Here is a 17,371-nt window from a genome sequence, read left to right on the forward strand (position 1 = left end):
ATTAAGTTGCAAACGCCATCGCAGCCAATAACAAAACCGTTATTTATAAGTCACCTTCGCTGTGTTCTTCCATGAAATAGTCGTAGGAACCAGTACGACTAACACAGTTACACCCAAGTGCTTTAACATGTTTTATGCCACTCTTTATTTTATTAACAAATTTAAATAGTTAGGGGGTTTAATAGGCATTTTAATAGAGAGATAAGGAGCTTATAGTTACCTTTTTGCAACACCAACCATCAAGGTTTAAAAATAACTATAATATTCAGTCAGTTAGTATGTATTCAATTGATGACATCGACGATTTTCAGGGGGTTAATCGGCATTATCAGTGACTTTGAGCTTACTTTGAATGAACTCACTATGAGGTATGTGCAATAGATCTGATATTCGTCTGATTAAGTTTATTTCATGCACATCGAGGTGTTTATCCGCGTACGCAACGCGCCACAATGACTCTAAAATTTGACGTTTTTCCTGCATATTACAGTGTTGATTGATGATACGAGTGAATTGGTGGTAATCGACGGCTTGTTTAGCGCGATCTGAAGACAGCTTCATCAAGCTTTCTAGTTCTGAATCGCTCAGGTTAAAATGGGTACGTAAAATTTGCTGATATGTGCGCTGCTCCGACTCAGCAAATTTGCCATCTGCCCGCATAATTTCAAACAACAAAACAGCTGTGGCAAGCTCAATGGTTTGCTGTTCTGATACCTGACCAGGTTGTTGCAAGTTTTGCTGAAACCAATCACTTAGTGCTTTAAACATAAATACTCCTAATTTTTAAAGCCTACGATCAAAAAGTAATACTTTCTGCCAATGCAAAACAAGTCTATTGGGCTGAATGAACTTAGATTTAAGCCTGCTGACTGGAGGTAAAACCACTGACTTGGTTTTTTATTTAATTTTAATTATCAGTTTCATACATGTAATAGTGACTAGGGTGCATGCCGAGCTTTTTGTATGTTTGCTGTGCAATCACATTATCGTGTTCAACATATAGTCTAAACCCGCAAACACCCTGAGTTTGCTCTGCTAATTCTTTTACTTTTTCGTATAACATTGAGTATATCCCTGTGCGTCTGTTATCTGGACGTACATACACACTTTGAATCCACCAAAATTGACTATTGCGCCAATCACTCCACTCAAAGGTCACCATTAAACTGCCAGCAATAGCGCCATCAGCCTGTTCAGCGACTAAATAAAAGCCTTTTGAGTTATCTTCAACAAGTGCCCTCACTCCAGCACCTATAACCTCATCTTCCAACTTCTTTTGCTCTGTCTCCCAAGCCATTGCTTGATTAAAGTCCACAATAGCTTGGATGTCAGTTTCTACAGCTTGTCTAATTTTTATCACTCTTCAGACCTTAATTTTTGCTAAGACCGAACGTCCATTATCGAAATACTGAACGCTCTGGCACAATGTTTTAATTAGAGAGATCCCTCTGCCATATGTATCCGATTCTTGTTTTGACTGAAGACTTTGATAATCAAAACCATCTCCAGAGTCAGTCAGTGTTATTGATAGTAAATTATCTTTAGGTTGGTAGTTTATGGAGATTTTAATCTCTCCCTGTTTTAATTCTTTCAATCGCTGATTACGAATTTTAAAATACTCAAAGAAGCCTTCGGTAGATTTTTTTATATCTGAGTTTAATTTTAAAATACCGTGGTCTAAGGAATTCATAAACAACTCACTTATTACCGTTGACAGATCAGAACGCACTCGTTGCATCCCTAACTGACTACAGACCATAACGACAATGTCGTAAATTGGCGTAAATTTCACGAGTTGCTCGACTTGCATCTCAACACTAATCTGAAAAGGCAATTGACTGATTTCTATTTTCGATGTGAGACCGGTTAAATTTTGGCAGGTATAACTGATGAGCGTAATGTCATCTAACTGTTCTGCGTTGCCTCTAAATTTTTCAGCACGTTGACTAATTTCTGCAATGGTCATTGCTGGGTTAAGTGCTAACCAACTAAGTATCGCCTCATCACCTAACATGTGTTCTTCAGCATTAGTCAGTTCAATTACCCCATCGGAGTAGCCTATTAATCGGTCACCAATTTGTGCATTGAAGTATTCAATATTGTCTTCAAAATCAGCAACCTCCAGTATACCTAAGGCCATATGCAGGGAAATAAAGCGTTTAGAGATTTGTCCTTCGGGAGTAATAATCGTTAAATCAGGCATTCCGCCATTCCAAACACTGAACTGTTGACCTGAAGCGGATATTTCTACGACTACTGCCGCAAAAAACATATCTTCTGGCAATAAGGACAAGAGGATTTCATTTAGGGTTTGTGATATTTCAGATACTGATAGTCCTTTTCTGGACATGGCTTGAAACGCCCTTGCAATTGGTAGCGCCCCCACTGCCGAGGCCAAACCGTGCCCAGTAAAATCGCCCATTAAAAAATACATACCGCCAGAGGGACTTGGTTCACTTAAAAATACATCACCATTAAAAGTACTAGCAGGTGCCAATCGATACTCAAAAAACTTTTTAGTGGCAGGATTAATAGTCAGAGCGTTGGCAAAAATATGTTCGACAATGGCATGTTCACGCTCAACCCCTCGGCGAAAATAGTTTAACTCCATGTTTTGCTTGTTGGTGCGAATACTGAGTAAACGAGTGCGTGCGTGAGCTCTTATTTTCGCCGTTAAAATATTTCTGTCGAATGGTTTGGTGGCAAAATCATCACCACCAACTTCAAGACATCGCGTAAGGGCTGCCTGATCATCCATTGCAGTGATAAAAATAACCGGTAAATATATGTCACCGGCCATTTTCTTTAATAGTGGCGCTACTTCATAACCGTCCATGTCTGGCATAACCACATCTAGAAGCACGATGTCGGGACGAATCCGTTGTGCTAATTGTAGGGCTTCTCTGCCGGTTTCTGCTTCAAAGCAATCTGCATATCCAGCTTCCTCAAGCATATGCAGAAGCATAAATCGATTCAGAGGCTCATCATCAACGATTAGTATTCGCAAAGTCGTATCTCACTTAGCTCATTTCGAATTTTTTATCAAAACGAGAAATTTTTAAAATTTTGGCGACTTGGGGACGACAATTAGTGATCTTAAAAGTACTGACTTTATCGACCATGGTCTTTTGCATATTCAGCAACATACCGAGTGCAGAACTATCCATATATTCTGTACTTGATAGGTCTACGACTATTGTTTTAACGTCGTTAGAAGCAGATAAGTAGGCGTCTCGAAATTTTTGAACTTTGTCAAAATCGAATCGTTCTGCCATGTATATTATCAGTTCTTTATTACCGTTGACCAAACTGGTATCCAAGCTCATTGTCACTCCATAATCTTTCTAGCGTTGAATTAAATACACTTTCGCACACGCATTGTATTTGGCAACTGTTTTTAATAAAGCCAACTAAAATAGCAAAGCGAATTGCTTTTTGCTTGATTAATACGAAGAACTTTCAGATTTGGTTTTAATGGCTTCATTTTTTGTCTAAACTGACGATATCTTTAGATTAAAGCAACGTAAATATGTCACAAAATAACCTGGTATATAGCACGGGCATCGGCAAATTGAAGCCGCAAGCAGAAAAACCACAAAAACCGAAAAGTTCAGATGGGATAGTCAGAATACGTCGAGAGACCAAAGGTCGAAAAGGCAAAGGTATGACAACCATTGATGGAATAGACCTTCCCGCAGAAGAATTAAAGACCTTATGTTCTGAACTAAAAAAAACCTGTGGGACAGGTGGTGCGGTTAAAAATGGAGTGATTGAAATTCAAGGCGATAACCGTGATAAAATTAAATTGTTATTAGAGAAAAAAGGATTAACTGTCAAGCTTGCCGGCGGTTAACGTTACAACACCACTTCAGGAATTTTATGGACCATCTATCGTTGAGCGATGTCAATATTCTTTTAATAGAGCCCTCAGATACCCAAAGAAAAATTATTTCATCTTTGCTTATTAAAGAGAATGTAGGCTCTATTGATTCAGTTTCTACCCTAGCAGAAGCGAAAAGCGCCCTGCGTTCTCATTGCAGTGATGTTGTTGTAAGTACAATGTATTTTGAGGATGGAACTGGTCTGGATTTGATTAAATACATTAAAAGCAACACAGAAACAGCTTCAATTCCATTCATGTTAGTTAGCAGTGAAAACCATGTCGCTAAATTAGAGGAGTTTAAGCAAGCTGGCGTGGCCGCTATTTTACCTAAACCCTTTACACCAATACATTTAACCAGGGCTTTAAACGCAACCTTAGACTTAATTAACTCCGAAGAACTTGAGCTAGATCTATACGATATTAACGATGTGAGAGTACTGCTAGTTGATGATAGTCGATTGGCAAGAAACCATATTCGCAGAGTATTGGAAGGATCTGGGTTAGTAAAAATTAAAGAAGCGGAAAACGGTGCTTCAGCCCTAACCCTTTTAAAAGACAATGTTTTTGACTTGGTTGTTACCGATTATAATATGCCCGAAATGGACGGCCGTGAGTTGTCGGAATACATTCGTTTTAATCCTGAGACCTCACACATACCTATTATTATGGTGACGTCAGAAGCAATTAATAGTGCTCACATGGCAAATATTCAGCAAACAGGTGTGAATGCACTTTGTGACAAGCCTTTTGAAGCTCAAGAAGTACGCAAAATCTTAGCAACCTTATTAAGCAGCTAGTCTGTATATCAGCAACTTAACAACGCAATTGGCAATATCTAATATCAACTTGCGATTGACAAAATTACGGTGAATTAATAGATTCATATCACCATTATCAAATCTGCTGTATTCACTGGATTTGATAATGATTTTCTTACCCATTTGAGTAGCAAACAATTAAATTCCGAATTTAAAAACAAAGCACTCAAAACATGACTACATTACGTGTGCTCAATTAAGATTGAGTGACTATGGTAGTCCAGTAGTCTTCGACAAAGCCTCCTTAGTTGGAGGTTTTGTATTTATAGTTAAAACTAAGTGAATTATATGTCGACCTCAGAGCTAGTAAAATTACGAGAACAAATTACCGCCCTTGACTCCGAGCTATTGGAAATGCTGGCAAAACGCCAACAGTATACAAATAGTGTTGCGGAAACAAAAATTCGCAATCAAATTCCCGTTCGAGATCATGTCAGAGAAGAAGAACTGTTAATTCGCTTGATTAAAAAAGGCCAAGAGTATGGTCTTGATCCTCACTACGTCACGCAAATATTTCATGTAGTGATTGAAGATTCGGTGCTTAACCAACAAGCTCTTCTCGCTGAGCGCGCCAACCCCGGCAGTCGTTTACCTCTAAGCCGTGTGGCATTTCTAGGTGACAAAGGCTCTTATAGCTATTTAGCGACCCAAAAGTACTTCTCCAGAAGAGCAAACGAATTATTAGAGATTGGTTGCTCTAGTTTTGCTGAAATTATTGAAAAAGTGGAGTCTAACCAAGCGGACTATGCTGTTCTACCCATTGAAAATACCACTTCAGGCAGTATCAACGAAGTATATGACTTGCTACAACACACTAGTTTATCCATTATTGGTGAGCTTACGCATCCTATTAATCATGCTATGTTGGCTGCTAAAAACACCGATATTAGTAAAATTAAAACGCTGTATGCGCACCCTCAAGTGTTTGCACAATGTAGTTATTTCCTTGCAGATTTAGGCAATGTCGAAGTAAAACCCTGTGAAAGTACGTCTGCGGCCATGTTGACGGTAAATCAAATTAACAGTGAATCTGTAGCTGCCATTGGCAGTGAAACAGGTGGCAGTCTATACGGCCTAACAGCAATCAAATCAAATCTCGCTAATCAGCAAGAAAACCATAGTCGGTTTATTGTGGTAGCCAGAAATGCAGCAAAAGTTCCCTTACAAGTCCCTGCTAAAACAACCTTAGTCATGTCTACAGTGCAAAAATCAGGCGCGTTGGTAGATGCACTGCTGATTATTAAAAATAACCAAATTAATATGACCAAACTAGAGTCTCGCCCAATTAATGGCAATCCATGGGAAGAGATGTTTTATATCGATGTAGAAGGAAACGTACAAGACGGTCCTATGCAAAAAGCCTTGGAAGAGTTGGCGGCGACTACTCGATACTTTAAAGTACTTGGTTGTTACCCCAACGAAGAAATCAATGCCACTAAGGTGGCTGCAGTAAATGCTTTAACAGCTTAAACCTCTTCTGCCTTTAAAAATACAAAAAGCCCCTTCTTTAGGGGCTTATTAATATGTTCGTTTTTGCGATAACTCAAAAGTGTTTAAGAATTTACATCCATAACCCTGTCGTCGTCAGCTTTTAACAATAATTTTTTACTGCTAACTAAACACTGTTTAGCATAGGGACCAAACCAATGTCCGATCGTGAAAAACTGTTTTACAAACTCACCTTTATCGCCTTTTTCCAAAAGCGCGAGTGCATCATCAAACCGGTCTCGAAAGCGTTTAAGTAAACCGATACTTTCAGCATTAGTAAAAATTATGTCTGCGTATAACTCGGGGTCTTGTGCAAACAATCGACCCACCATACCTAGCTCAAGTCGATAAATTGGCGAACTAAATGCGACTAACTGATTAAGATCGGGATCTTCACCCGCCAAGTGCGCACCATACACAAAGCTACTAAAGTGGCGCATTACCTGAATAAATGCCATTGCATCATCATGCTCTTTAGCGGTGCTCTCATGAACGATAGCTCCCCAGGTTTTGATTTGTTCAACCAGCCATTGATAAGTTTCAGGCTGTCTGCCGTCACAAACCACCACTACCTGTTTAACTAAACTTTGTACGTCTGGGCCAAACATAGGGTGCAAGCCAACCACTGGCCCTTGATGACACGCCATCATGGTTTTTAAAGGATTGAGCTTAGTACTTGTCACATCTGCCAAAATTGCATTTTGCGGCAATAATGGACCCAGCTTAGTTATGATGGACTCAGTTAACTTAATCGGTACGGCCACTAAGACCAAATCACTGTTGGCTAAAATAGTGGCAGCATTTGGCCAGTCGTTTTGTTCTAAAACAGTGACTTCGTATCCACTGCGAGTAAACATATCAACAAAAATTCTGCCTAATGCCCCTGCACCACCAACAACCACAATCTTTTTAATATCAGGACCTTTGCACAAATATTGATTATTCTGGGTCTGGTATGACTCACGCATAATCCGGCGCAACAAATCTTCAATTAAATTGGGAGGTACCCCTTTTTCCTGCGCTTCATCTCTACGTTTAGCAATGAGCTCAGCTTCTCGGCTAGGAACATAAATAGGCATACCAGTACGACTCTTAAATTCGCCAACTTGAGTTGTTAACTTGGCTCTTTGAGCCAAAATATCGACCAATTGGCTATCCAACTTGTCAATTTTTTCGCGTAATTCATCAAGGGAAATCGGGGTATCTGGCATGCTAGTTTTACCTTAAGCAGAATCTTTAAATTTATTTAATCTCATTGGCAATACCGTAATGAGCTTTTCTCTGGATTGGTTTATCAAATTTTCGGTATCTTCCCAACCAATACAACCATCGGTAATGGAGATGCCATAGTCTAGCTCACTCGGTAGCTTGCCGTCACTTTTTTGATTACCCGCATTTAAATGACTCTCTAGCATAATACCGATAATCGACTGATTACCTTCTAAAATCTGATTCACCACATTTTTTGCAACAAGTGGCTGCCGGCGATAATCTTTGCTTGAATTGGCATGACTACAATCCACCACTAAACCTGCATGTAAATTTGATTTCTGGAGTTCAATTTCACACTCAGATACACACACTGAGTCGTAATTAGGTTGTTTACCGCCACGTAAGATAATGTGACCGTCGGGATTACCTTGGGTTTTAATTACACTCACTTGGCCTTGCTTGTTTATTCCCATAAAGCTATGACCAGAGGCTGCTGATTGCAAAGCGTTAATAGCGATATCTAAACTACCGTCAGTACCATTTTTGAAACCAACAGGCATTGATAAGCCACTTGCCATCTCTCTGTGTGTTTGTGATTCAGACGTTCTGGCTCCAATTGCAGACCAGCTAAAAAGTTCAGCTAAATACTGAGGGCTAATAGGATCTAAAGCTTCTGTAGCAAGTGGGATCTCAAGTTCAGCCAACCAAATTAACAGTTCTCGAGCTTTACGCAGTCCAGCTTCTATATTAAAGGTGCCATCTAATGCAGGGTCATTGATCATGCCTTTCCAACCTACCGTGGTTCTTGGCTTCTCGAAATAAACACGCATAACAATAAACAAGGTGTCTTTACACGACTCATGCAACTCTTTGAGCTTAAGCGCATATTCTTTAGCTGATTCAATGTCATGAATTGAACACGGGCCTGAAATCACTAAAAGGCGGTGATCTTTTCGATGGATAATATCACTTATAATTCCACGAGAATCTTCAATAGCTTTGAGGGCTTTTTCGCTAACTGGTAGCTGCTTAGCCAATTGCTCTGGTGTTACTAATACGTCTTCAGCACTGACGTGTACATTATTTACTAAATCTTTATGCATAACTATCTTTGTTTACCTACATCTAAAAACGCTAAAATTGAACCCCAAAACCAATGTAAACATTTAAATACACCTGTAAATACATCAATTTTCGAAACAGGCTTGACTTTTTACCAGCGTTTAATTGCGAGTGCAACCTGATTTTACCAAAACCAGCAATTTCGGTCGTTTGCTGTACGATAAGCCTGAAATCATCGGTAAATAGTACATTATGGGATAGTGCGACCAATCTAAAGTTCAAAGTCCACTGCTCCGTAATCAACTACCAAGTCCATCACAAAATGTGTGTTGAGGGTTAGTATTTTCTCTTACTCTGGCAGTCTAATTCTGCTATAAACCTCGATCTTTGCCGATCGATGGTTTACCTTTAATACTGAATGGTAAGATTTGCCAATGGAGAACATGGGTTCAACCTGAATTAAAAGGACTTTTAAATGGCTGTTTCACATTTGTTTGGTAATAAACTACCTTCGACTCGTCACCAAGGAAAGAAAACGTGGTAATTAATTTGCTTTTATATGGTTGTTTAAGCATTTTAATTATTGTTGCTATAACTAAGTTGGTTTCTCCTTGGTTTCGCAATTTAAAATTAGCTAAAAGCCTCGCATTATATCCGTTACACTCTGCAAATTTAATCATCATTCTGAACAAACATAAACAGATTAATTTTATTAACTCAGCTGCCATTACATTCCTCCGAAAACATGGATTTTCAGGTGAGGATGGCAAAGTTTTATTGCCTGATAATATAGAGTTTCACCAGCACAATGCCCTCACAGATAAACAATATCATCAATACTTCGAAGTCAATATTCAGCAACACAGGTTTGACTGTGAATTATTGTGGCACCCTAAAGCCAAACAATGGACTATTAGTTTAGTCGCCATCTCTGACTACACACTTAAACGACAAAAAAGTCAGACGCAAATTCGCGTCAATCCAGATACCGATTTAGACAACCATTTCGTTTTCAAGGAGACTATTGAGCAAATGGTTAATGAACGACGAAGTTTCATCGCTGGTCAATTGGAAATTCGCTCCTATTCAAAATTATTAGCCGATGATGATATTGAAACTAGCCGTCGTGTATTAAAAGAACTTTCAAACTTATTCAAAGAAATTTGTTCAAACATTGGTTTAGATATACGGTTATTTCAATTGAGCGAAAAAAGATTTGGCTTAGTTTTACCGAATAATAACCGTCACCAAACAGTTAAAAAATTGGTGACAACAATTAATAATAGATTGGAAAGAACGCAATTTTCAGGTCAGCACTCTTTGCAACTTGATTATGGTTTTACTAACTTCCCTGCGGATGGAAATAGTACTGAAGAGATTATCCGTAATACACGTATCGCTTTAGAAAACTCTGCAAGTCAGGAGTTTACTGATTATATGATGTTTAGTAACGAGCTTGGTCAATCTGTAAGTCGTCAAAATACACTTCAAGATGCTATGCGTGCAGCCTTAATAGACAACCACTTTCAATTATTTTTTCAGCCTCAATACTCCCTGAAAGAAAAGAAAGTCATTGGCGCTGAAGTTCTAATTAGATGGCAATTCGAAGAACAATGGATTTCTCCATCAGAATTCATTCCTTTAGCAGAACATTCTGGGTTAATTTTACCTTTAGGTAATTGGATCCTTACCAACGTTTGCCATAAAGCCAAACATCTAGTGGCAAAGGGTTATGAGGATATAATTATCGCGGTGAATATTTCACCGAAACAATTTTCAGCGCCTAATTTCGTTGAAATGGTAAAACGCGCTTTATTAACCAGTGGTTTAGATGCTAAGAACCTTGAATTAGAAATAACTGAAGGTGTATTGTTTAATAAAGATGCAGATACTATTAATACATTAAACCTACTAAATGAAATGGGTATTAATTTAGCCATTGATGATTTTGGAACTGGATATTCAAGTTTGAGTTATCTTCAAGCATTTCCTGTAAACAAGCTAAAAATAGATCAATCTTTCGTTCGCAATATGCACCTTAATAAAGCGGATAAATCCATTGTAAAAAGTGTTATTGAATTAGGAAGTGAATTAGGTGTAACTCTGATTGCTGAGGGTGTAGAGCAGAGCGAGCAAGTTGAATTGCTAACGCAAATGGGCTGTGACGAAATACAGGGATTTTGGTTGAGTAAACCACTTGATGAAGGTTATTTCAGTCATTTTTTACATTCAAACAAGTCACTGTCCTGACCGCTAAACCTGCGCTAATTCAGTTAAACAATTGTTAACCACAGGTGATTTAGAATTAAAAAAACAAATTTATCGTCTTTATAACTGATTTAGCCCATCCATTTGTTGACTCTTGCTATTTGCATAGTATTTTAAGAGCTAATAAATACCCTGAATAGAAAATCTCCACATTGAAAGTATCTAGCTTACACACGACTTTGCTTTTCGCCCTTTTTTTACTTAGCGTTAGTCCTCCAGCCATTTCAAAAAATAATGAAAAACTACAATTCTCAGGTTTCGCTCGAGTAATGTTAGGTTACTTTGATGACGAAAATGCTGAATACGTGGGTTACGACAATAGTGTAAGCATAGATAAACAGTCGTTAATCGGCCTTCAAGGGGATTATTCATTTAATGATAGCCTCTCCTTTACTGCTCAGGTGGTTGGCCATACTGACGAACAGCGTAATTCTGGTTTAGAGTGGCTGTATATAACCTACGCACCAAGCAATACTTGGCAAGTTAAACTGGGTAGGCAGCGAATTCCATTTTTTAATTATAGCGACAGCCTCGATGTTGGTTTCGCTTATCCCTGGTTGACTCTACCGCAGCAGTTTTACGATACAGCTTTCTTTTCAACTTTTGATGGTGTGTTAGCCAACTATGAATTTAGTTATGGCGATTGGCTGTTAAGTTATGAAGGCTATTGGGGGCGATTCGATGACAAGATTTATTTGAACAGCCAAGAAATAAACACCAAAGTGATTGGTCTTTTTGGGATCAATGCAAGTATCTATTATGACAACCTAACTTTACGCGCCTCATTTAACCAAGGTGACGTGGATATTGAGCAAACACAAGCAGCTGAATTTAGCCAATTATTACGTCAATTAGGCTTCACTAACAGTGCCGATTGGTTGAATGCCAGTGGGGTGATTCAGCTTTATCATTTTAGTGCTGGTTACGAGAACGTGGATTATTTCGTGCGTAGTGAGTTTTCTAGATTCGACGGAAAAAGTGGATTAGTAGCGGATATTGATAGTTTCTATATCTCTGCTGGCTACAATTTTTATCCGTATACGGTGTATCTATCTTACAGTAAAAAGAATCTTCATTTTGATCATCCCGATAACGAAATTCCGTTTGGCATATCCACTGAACTAGATACGCTGGCAGCCACCTACCTTGGCGTTTTAGCCGCTTTTCCTGATGACAAAGCAGCAGGCACGAAAATAGGCATGCGCTGGGACTACTTAGCGAACCTAGCTTTCAAAGCTGAAATAACTTTTGTTGAAGCCAAAGACGAAATTAGCAATGATTATGCGGTTAAAGATCTTGGCGAATTCGATGGTCATGGGGTCTTATATCAGTTGGGGGTAGAGTGGGTATTTTAATGAAATCTTGCTTTATATTTATGCTGATTTTTTTGCTAAATTGTGTACAAAAAGCTGCCGCTGAACATATTATTATCGTTGCTAATGTGGATGACAAATCGATTAAGCTAAATCGTCAGCAAATTAGAAATTTATTTATGGGTGGTGCCGTTCCCCATCAGTTACAGGCCATCGCTTTGTCACCTGATAATGAAAGCAGACTATTATTTAATACGAAAGTGATAGGTCTCACAGAATCAAGAATTCAGTCTTTTTGGGCGCAGATGCGTTTTACTGGGCGTAAAAAAGAACCCAAAGAGATTTCGTCGGAAAGCGAACTTTTAGAGTACCTAAAAAATCACCAAGGGGCTCTGGGATATTGTCGTTCTGGTATAGAAATACCCAGTGAGTTAACAGTGTTGTTAACCATTAATTAGCCAAGCAAGTGACTAAAATAGAAAAGTCTGTTTTTCCCCCTTCCCTAATTTTATATGATTCGAATTCCTGTCGAGAAATGTTTTTAAAATTGTAGAGATACTAATTGACTATATAATTGCTTAAGAGGCTCTATAAGAGCCTCTTAACGGATAATTGTGGACAATTGACATCTAGTACGACTTTAAAGCGGAATAACGTCTCATCTCATACAGTCACAGTAATCCTATAATTACTTATTAAAATAAGGAGCAACGGCTTGCTTAAATTCATCAGACGCCAGTTGGTTGGAGAATTCGATATTTTCTTTCGCCATTTGGGCTGTGATCATTTCACGATCTGAATCGCGAATAAGGGCTTTGCTCTTCATCATGGAGTCAACCGGCAAGCTCGCAATGTGTTGACTTAACTCTGCAGATAGAGACGCTAGCTGATCGTCTGCGGTGACTCTGGATACTAAACCAAAACTCAAGCCTTCTGCACTGGTTAGGCTTCTGCCTGCCAGCAGAACATCGTTAGCTACTGCATGACCAACGATCCTTGGTAGTAATATAGAAGACGCAGCTTCGGGAACCAAGCCCAACTTAGTAAATGGTGCAGTAAATGACGCTGACTCACCGGCTAAGACAATATCACAGTGCAACAACATGGTTAGACCAATACCAATTGCTTTACCATTTACGGCAGCAATCAAAGGTTTATTCATCTTAGCCAGTCCCTGTAAAAATAGTTGTACTGGAGAGACATCGGTCATTTCCATCTCTAAAAAGTCTTTCAGATCATTCCCTGCAGTGAATATATCACCTTTAGCGTTGATCAAAACACAATGTACATCGTCATCAGTTAGACTGCGCTCCAGTCCTTTAGCTAATTCAGCATACATTTGCTGATTTATTGCATTTTTCTGAGCTGGACGATTAAAGGTTAACGTTAATACATTATTATCTAGTGTGGTGATGATTTCTTGCATTTAGACCTCGCTCGTTATTTTGTAACGAATTTTTAGTTAGTAGGGTTATTGTTATTATTGTCAATCACTACAGCTGGTACCCCAGCCACAGTGGTATTCTCTGTTACATCTTTGGTGACAACGGCTCCTGCACCAATAATGGCATTATTACCGATGTTTACCCCGGGTAAAATTTTAGCCCCCATGCCGATCCATACGCCATCACCTATGGTAATCGGGCTGGCCGTTTCTAATCCTTTTTTGCGTTTTTGCGGATCTTTAGGATGGCTGGCAGTTGAAATTAACACCCCTGGTGCGAATAACACGTCATCGCCAATGGTAACTGGTGCTGCATCTAAAATGACAACGCCGTGATTTGCATAGAAGTTTTTACCAAGATGAATGTTGTAGCCGTAGTCGCAATAAAAATGGGGTTCTATCCAGAAGTTATGACAACACCCAAATAGACCTTTGAGTAATTTCATTCCTTGCTTAAATTCATTAGGCGCTAACTGATTAAACAGATGACATTGAATTTTAGCATGCATGCGTTCAGCATGCATTTGTTTGTTGCTGGGAAAATATTCCAAACCAGCAGACCGCTTTTGTTTTTCACTTAAATCGTTCATTACAGGCGACTTCCTTTATACTGACACGCACTCTATATGATGACACCAATTTTTTCGAATCATTATCAATGATAACTAGACACCAAGAACCAACCCAATCCCTTCAGTTGCTATGAAAGAGTTCAAGATTAATTTGCTCATTTTGAGTAAGATAGGCTTGCCAGAGTTGTTCATATCCGGCTAAACGAAGATGAAACGCTGAATGAGTATGGACTTGCCGATCATCTTCGGTGAAAAATGGCCCTTTGCCACATAGATTGCAATAATTGGCTTGGTGTTTATTGCTGGGGGTTAAATTAAGCTCGGCATAATCACAGTGGTTATTTCCCCATACATAGGTTTTACTCGCGGTGGACTTAAGTACTTTATCCCTATCCACGTTACGTAGTTGATAACTTGGGAAGTCTAATTGCTGAAATTCCACCCATCCTTTAAACCCCACTTGTTGTGGATTGGGAGTTAAGTTTTCAATATTCCAATGAGAATAAGGTTTGACATCTTTAGAGGTTACATAAGCTAATTGCTTTCCCTTTGGATCAAGAAAGTAATCAAAGCTATGTTGTAGAAAACGCCAGATAAGTAATCGATTTAAGGTGTTTTTATGTAATTTCCCCTTAGACTCAAACTCAGCTTTACTGCTAAAAGCGGGAATTAAAGGAAATTGAAAGATTACCAGATCAAAAGCGTTGTATAGACTCGCAGGAAAACAATCTTTATCACAAATATCCAACCCATGAAAAACCTTCACACCATTGGCATTTAAGCTGGCCATTTGATTTTGACTATATTTAGCGGCTAACGTGTCTTTGTCATCTAACACAGACGCAGTCAGCTGTGTCACCGCTAAATCCTTAAAAATAGACCAGGAAAACGATAAATCTCCATCGCCAACGGTCAGTACTCGCCAATCTTGGTGTAAATACATTATTTAGTGTTGCAGGTTCCAGTGATATAAGGTCAAGCAAATAAAAGCATAAATCGCCATGACTATGGAGATCCGCTTATTATTGCACAGGTATAATCCGTAATTCCACTCGGCGATTTTGTTGACGACCACTAGCCGTGTCGTTTGTGGCAATGGGTTGAGACTCACCAAAACCTAATGTCTGCAAACGGCTGGTAGCCACACCATTTGATTCTAAATAAGCGGCAACGCTATTGGCTCGTTGTATCGATAATTGCTGATTGTAGGCGGCATCACCCACTGAGTCAGTGTGACCTTCAACACTCAAACGGGTTTTTTCGTAACGATTAATGACTTTAGCAACGTCATTCAATACCGGGTAGAAATCAGTCACTATGGAGGCCTTGCCAGTTTGAAAGGTTATATTTCCTGGGATCGCTAAACGAATACTGTCACCTTCTCGATACACTTCAACTCCGCTTTGTGCCAACTCATCACGGAACTCTTCTTCCTGATTATCCATGTAATTACCAATTGCACCACCAGCTAATGCGCCTAGGGCAGCTCCCCACACGTAACGACTTTTGTCATTATCGCCAGTGCCTTTCCCGGCTAGCGCCCCTAACACAGCACCTATTCCTGCGCCCTTCTGCGCATTATTTGCGTTGGACGCACACCCAGTGATAATCAAACTTGAAAAGGTTATTGCTAAAAGTGTCTTTTTCATTCTTTTCTCCAATGGTGAAAATACTAAATAATTTTTCAACTTAAATGCCAATTTTTTACATTGAGATTGTCGAGGTTAATGTTCTGTTTAAATAGGGCTCTTAATTTAAAGTGAATAAGCAGAATCTATACCAAGGTCATTATAAATTGATTTATTTCATAAATATTGATGTATATCAGATAATTAAAATTTTAAGCGGAAAAAGCTGAAGCTTGCCTGAACAGATTTGAAATTATGACTGGGAACTTGTTACAGTTTAATTTGAAATTATAGGAGAGGCGTTATAGTGAAAAAGCCCTATAAATAGTTTTATCGGGCTTTTGTTTTTTGACTTAGGTTGTTAGTAGATAACTACTTACGATTACGACGCAATAAACCTAAACTCAATAGACCTGTACCAAATAAAAATAAAGTAGCAGGGGCTGGGACTGTAGTTGGATCTCCAGGGTTAGTGGCTGAACGGCCAAAATACAGATCATCAAACCCTAAGATATCACTGGTTGCATTAAAGGTAACACTTGAAATTAGTTGACCAAAATCTACAAAGCCCAGAAACGCACCACCACCTCCAGTTGCCGAAGGCATATCAATAATTTGTTGGATTGAAGAGCCATCAACATATTCTATTGTCTGTTGAGGTACTCGTTCGGTTTGTAGACCATTTACATAAAATCCAAATGCATCTACCGCATCGGCAAAGGTGAAGGTAACTGAACCGCCAACAACTTCGCGCCAGAACGAACCACCAGCCGTAGTATTAAAACCGCATACAGCACCACAACTAGAGCTTACTGTTGAACCGCCGGATATAGTTAAATTTGTAGGAATGGCAGACTCAAAATCAAAGACATCTATAGCGCCGGTAACATCAAAAAAATCAGACGCCGCCGATTGTGCATTAACCATATCGGCAAATGAAGAAACTGCATCATCTGCACCGATATAAGTTATAGGAACGGCAAACGCACTCATACTCGTTGTCAAGGCAGATATCAGAGCTAAACTTTTTAGTTTTTTTAACATTGGGGTCTCCTTAATTAAAATATTGTTAAAAAGTAGCAATCGATACTGCACTGCTACCAAAGTAAACCCAAGCAATTAACAGACCATAATTAAAACACTTATTTTACAATAGGTTACAAATAAAATGTACATTAAAAATACAAAATGTTAAGTATTCCGACACCTGATGAGTATATTTTTTACCTAAGTAGAGCTTTCTTACTGCCATAAAAAAACCCGCTTTCGCGGGTTTTCACAAGTTAACAATAACGCATTAATTAAAATCTTAGTTAAGCTTTTCTCTGATACGTGCAGATTTACCTGAACGCTCACGAAGATAATAAAGCTTAGCTCGACGTACCGCACCACGACGTTTAACTTCAATAGAAGAAACTGCAGGGCTGTGTGTTTGAAAAACACGTTCAACGCCTTCGCCGTTAGAGATCTTACGTACAGTGAATGCAGAGTGTAGGCCACGGTTACGCTTAGCGATTACAACGCCTTCGTAAGCCTGAAGACGCTCTTTGTCGCCTTCTTTAACTCGTACTTTAACAACAACTGTGTCACCCGGCCCGAAGGACGGAAGATCAGTTTTTAACTGTTCTTGTTCAATTTTCTTGATGATATCTTGATTGATTTTGCTCATCATATCCTCTCATC

General features: G+C 39.0%; 18 protein-coding genes. 6 read left to right on the forward strand and 12 right to left on the reverse strand.

The genetic code is table 11. The features are described from left to right. Positions 1-315: 315 nt before the first annotated feature. The 4 genes from AB6T38_RS05445 to AB6T38_RS05460 form a co-directional block, all read right to left on the reverse strand. Positions 316-768, reverse strand: coding sequence for a TerB family tellurite resistance protein (locus AB6T38_RS05445; RefSeq protein ID WP_372546344.1), 453 nt, complete (start codon positions 766-768; stop codon positions 316-318). A gap of 139 nt (positions 769-907) precedes the next feature. Then, complete coding sequence (locus AB6T38_RS05450; protein WP_372546345.1) at positions 908-1,360, reverse strand: N-acetyltransferase family protein; 453 nt, start codon at positions 1,358-1,360, stop codon at positions 908-910. Between the two features lie 3 nt (positions 1,361-1,363). Then, positions 1,364-3,007, reverse strand: coding sequence for a SpoIIE family protein phosphatase (locus AB6T38_RS05455; protein ID WP_372546346.1), 1,644 nt, complete (start codon positions 3,005-3,007; stop codon positions 1,364-1,366). A 13-nt stretch (positions 3,008-3,020) separates the two neighbouring features. Beyond that, positions 3,021-3,326 carry an STAS domain-containing protein gene (locus AB6T38_RS05460; protein WP_372546347.1) on the reverse strand — a complete coding sequence of 102 codons (306 nt, stop codon included), beginning with the start codon at positions 3,324-3,326 and terminating at the stop codon, positions 3,021-3,023. Between the two features lie 203 nt (positions 3,327-3,529). Here AB6T38_RS05460 and yciH point away from each other — a divergent pair, with 203 nt between their 5' ends. From yciH to pheA, 3 genes are all read left to right on the forward strand, one after another. Beyond that, the gene (yciH, locus tag AB6T38_RS05465) at positions 3,530-3,853 is read left to right on the forward strand and encodes a stress response translation initiation inhibitor YciH (RefSeq protein ID WP_372546348.1); all 324 of its coding nucleotides are present in this window, start codon (positions 3,530-3,532) and stop codon (positions 3,851-3,853) included. Between the two features lie 26 nt (positions 3,854-3,879). Next, positions 3,880-4,680: a response regulator gene (locus AB6T38_RS05470; RefSeq protein WP_372546349.1), complete on the forward strand. Its 801-nt coding sequence runs from the start codon at positions 3,880-3,882 to the stop codon at positions 4,678-4,680. A gap of 309 nt (positions 4,681-4,989) precedes the next feature. After that, positions 4,990-6,171: a prephenate dehydratase gene (gene pheA, locus AB6T38_RS05475; protein WP_372546350.1), complete on the forward strand. Its 1,182-nt coding sequence runs from the start codon at positions 4,990-4,992 to the stop codon at positions 6,169-6,171. 83 nt (positions 6,172-6,254) lie between these two features. Here the strand turns inward: pheA and tyrA are convergent, their stop codons facing one another. Both tyrA and AB6T38_RS05485 read right to left on the reverse strand, forming a co-directional pair. After that, positions 6,255-7,400, reverse strand: a complete 1,146-nt coding sequence (gene tyrA, locus AB6T38_RS05480) for a bifunctional chorismate mutase/prephenate dehydrogenase (RefSeq protein ID WP_372546351.1) — start codon at positions 7,398-7,400, stop codon at positions 6,255-6,257. Between the two features lie 12 nt (positions 7,401-7,412). Next, positions 7,413-8,504, reverse strand: a complete 1,092-nt coding sequence (locus tag AB6T38_RS05485; RefSeq protein WP_372546352.1) for a 3-deoxy-7-phosphoheptulonate synthase — start codon at positions 8,502-8,504, stop codon at positions 7,413-7,415. Between the two features lie 496 nt (positions 8,505-9,000). Between AB6T38_RS05485 and AB6T38_RS05490 the strand changes: the two genes are divergently transcribed. The 3 genes from AB6T38_RS05490 to AB6T38_RS05500 all read left to right on the forward strand — a co-directional run bounded on the left by AB6T38_RS05490 (position 9,001) and on the right by AB6T38_RS05500 (position 12,502). Next, positions 9,001-10,713: a putative bifunctional diguanylate cyclase/phosphodiesterase gene (locus AB6T38_RS05490; RefSeq protein WP_372546353.1), complete on the forward strand. Its 1,713-nt coding sequence runs from the start codon at positions 9,001-9,003 to the stop codon at positions 10,711-10,713. A gap of 287 nt (positions 10,714-11,000) precedes the next feature. Next, positions 11,001-12,086, forward strand: coding sequence for a hypothetical protein (locus tag AB6T38_RS05495; protein WP_372546354.1), 1,086 nt, complete (start codon positions 11,001-11,003; stop codon positions 12,084-12,086). After that, positions 12,086-12,502, forward strand: a complete 417-nt coding sequence (locus AB6T38_RS05500; RefSeq protein WP_372546355.1) for a hypothetical protein — start codon at positions 12,086-12,088, stop codon at positions 12,500-12,502. The genes AB6T38_RS05495 and AB6T38_RS05500 overlap by 1 nt, the downstream gene beginning before the upstream one ends. Positions 12,503-12,732: 230 nt before the next feature. Here the strand turns inward: AB6T38_RS05500 and AB6T38_RS05505 are convergent, their stop codons facing one another. The 6 genes from AB6T38_RS05505 to rplS form a co-directional block, all read right to left on the reverse strand. Then, positions 12,733-13,470: an enoyl-CoA hydratase-related protein gene (locus tag AB6T38_RS05505; protein ID WP_372546356.1), complete on the reverse strand. Its 738-nt coding sequence runs from the start codon at positions 13,468-13,470 to the stop codon at positions 12,733-12,735. Positions 13,471-13,502: 32 nt separating this feature from the next. Next, complete coding sequence (locus AB6T38_RS05510) at positions 13,503-14,078, reverse strand: sugar O-acetyltransferase (RefSeq protein WP_372546357.1); 576 nt, start codon at positions 14,076-14,078, stop codon at positions 13,503-13,505. Positions 14,079-14,181: 103 nt separating this feature from the next. Next, a complete protein-coding gene (locus AB6T38_RS05515; RefSeq protein WP_372546358.1) occupies positions 14,182-15,003 on the reverse strand; it encodes a Rossmann-like fold-containing protein in 822 nt (273 codons plus the stop codon). Positions 15,004-15,082: 79 nt separating this feature from the next. Next, complete coding sequence (locus AB6T38_RS05520; RefSeq protein WP_348493069.1) at positions 15,083-15,709, reverse strand: OmpA family protein; 627 nt, start codon at positions 15,707-15,709, stop codon at positions 15,083-15,085. A gap of 351 nt (positions 15,710-16,060) precedes the next feature. After that, positions 16,061-16,732 carry a PEP-CTERM sorting domain-containing protein gene (locus tag AB6T38_RS05525; RefSeq protein WP_372546359.1) on the reverse strand — a complete coding sequence of 224 codons (672 nt, stop codon included), beginning with the start codon at positions 16,730-16,732 and terminating at the stop codon, positions 16,061-16,063. A gap of 265 nt (positions 16,733-16,997) precedes the next feature. Beyond that, a complete protein-coding gene (gene rplS, locus AB6T38_RS05530; protein WP_303470829.1) occupies positions 16,998-17,357 on the reverse strand; it encodes a 50S ribosomal protein L19 in 360 nt (119 codons plus the stop codon). Positions 17,358-17,371 lie beyond the last annotated feature (14 nt).

Origin of the sequence: Aliiglaciecola sp. SL4 (assembly GCF_041538045.1) — a bacterium.
In the GTDB taxonomy this organism is placed as follows: domain Bacteria; phylum Pseudomonadota; class Gammaproteobacteria; order Enterobacterales; family Alteromonadaceae; genus Aliiglaciecola.

What these genes read in the sequence shown, in the direction of transcription:
- AB6T38_RS05495 (WP_372546354.1), top strand. Translation starts at nt 11,001, where the DNA reads ATGTTAGGTTACTTTGATGACGAAAATGCTGAATACGTGGGTTACGAC.
- AB6T38_RS05445 (WP_372546344.1), bottom strand. Translation starts at nt 768, where the DNA reads ATGTTTAAAGCACTAAGTGATTGGTTTCAGCAAAACTTGCAACAACCT.
- tyrA (WP_372546351.1), bottom strand. Translation starts at nt 7,400, where the DNA reads ATGCCAGATACCCCGATTTCCCTTGATGAATTACGCGAAAAAATTGAC.
- rplS (WP_303470829.1), bottom strand. Translation starts at nt 17,357, where the DNA reads ATGAGCAAAATCAATCAAGATATCATCAAGAAAATTGAACAAGAACAG.
- AB6T38_RS05515 (WP_372546358.1), bottom strand. Translation starts at nt 15,003, where the DNA reads ATGTATTTACACCAAGATTGGCGAGTACTGACCGTTGGCGATGGAGAT.
- AB6T38_RS05485 (WP_372546352.1), bottom strand. Translation starts at nt 8,504, where the DNA reads ATGCATAAAGATTTAGTAAATAATGTACACGTCAGTGCTGAAGACGTA.
- AB6T38_RS05505 (WP_372546356.1), bottom strand. Translation starts at nt 13,470, where the DNA reads ATGCAAGAAATCATCACCACACTAGATAATAATGTATTAACGTTAACC.
- AB6T38_RS05525 (WP_372546359.1), bottom strand. Translation starts at nt 16,732, where the DNA reads ATGTTAAAAAAACTAAAAAGTTTAGCTCTGATATCTGCCTTGACAACG.
- AB6T38_RS05500 (WP_372546355.1), top strand. Translation starts at nt 12,086, where the DNA reads ATGAAATCTTGCTTTATATTTATGCTGATTTTTTTGCTAAATTGTGTA.
- AB6T38_RS05460 (WP_372546347.1), bottom strand. Translation starts at nt 3,326, where the DNA reads ATGAGCTTGGATACCAGTTTGGTCAACGGTAATAAAGAACTGATAATA.
- AB6T38_RS05470 (WP_372546349.1), top strand. Translation starts at nt 3,880, where the DNA reads ATGGACCATCTATCGTTGAGCGATGTCAATATTCTTTTAATAGAGCCC.
- AB6T38_RS05520 (WP_348493069.1), bottom strand. Translation starts at nt 15,709, where the DNA reads ATGAAAAAGACACTTTTAGCAATAACCTTTTCAAGTTTGATTATCACT.
- AB6T38_RS05510 (WP_372546357.1), bottom strand. Translation starts at nt 14,078, where the DNA reads ATGAACGATTTAAGTGAAAAACAAAAGCGGTCTGCTGGTTTGGAATAT.
- yciH (WP_372546348.1), top strand. Translation starts at nt 3,530, where the DNA reads ATGTCACAAAATAACCTGGTATATAGCACGGGCATCGGCAAATTGAAG.
- pheA (WP_372546350.1), top strand. Translation starts at nt 4,990, where the DNA reads ATGTCGACCTCAGAGCTAGTAAAATTACGAGAACAAATTACCGCCCTT.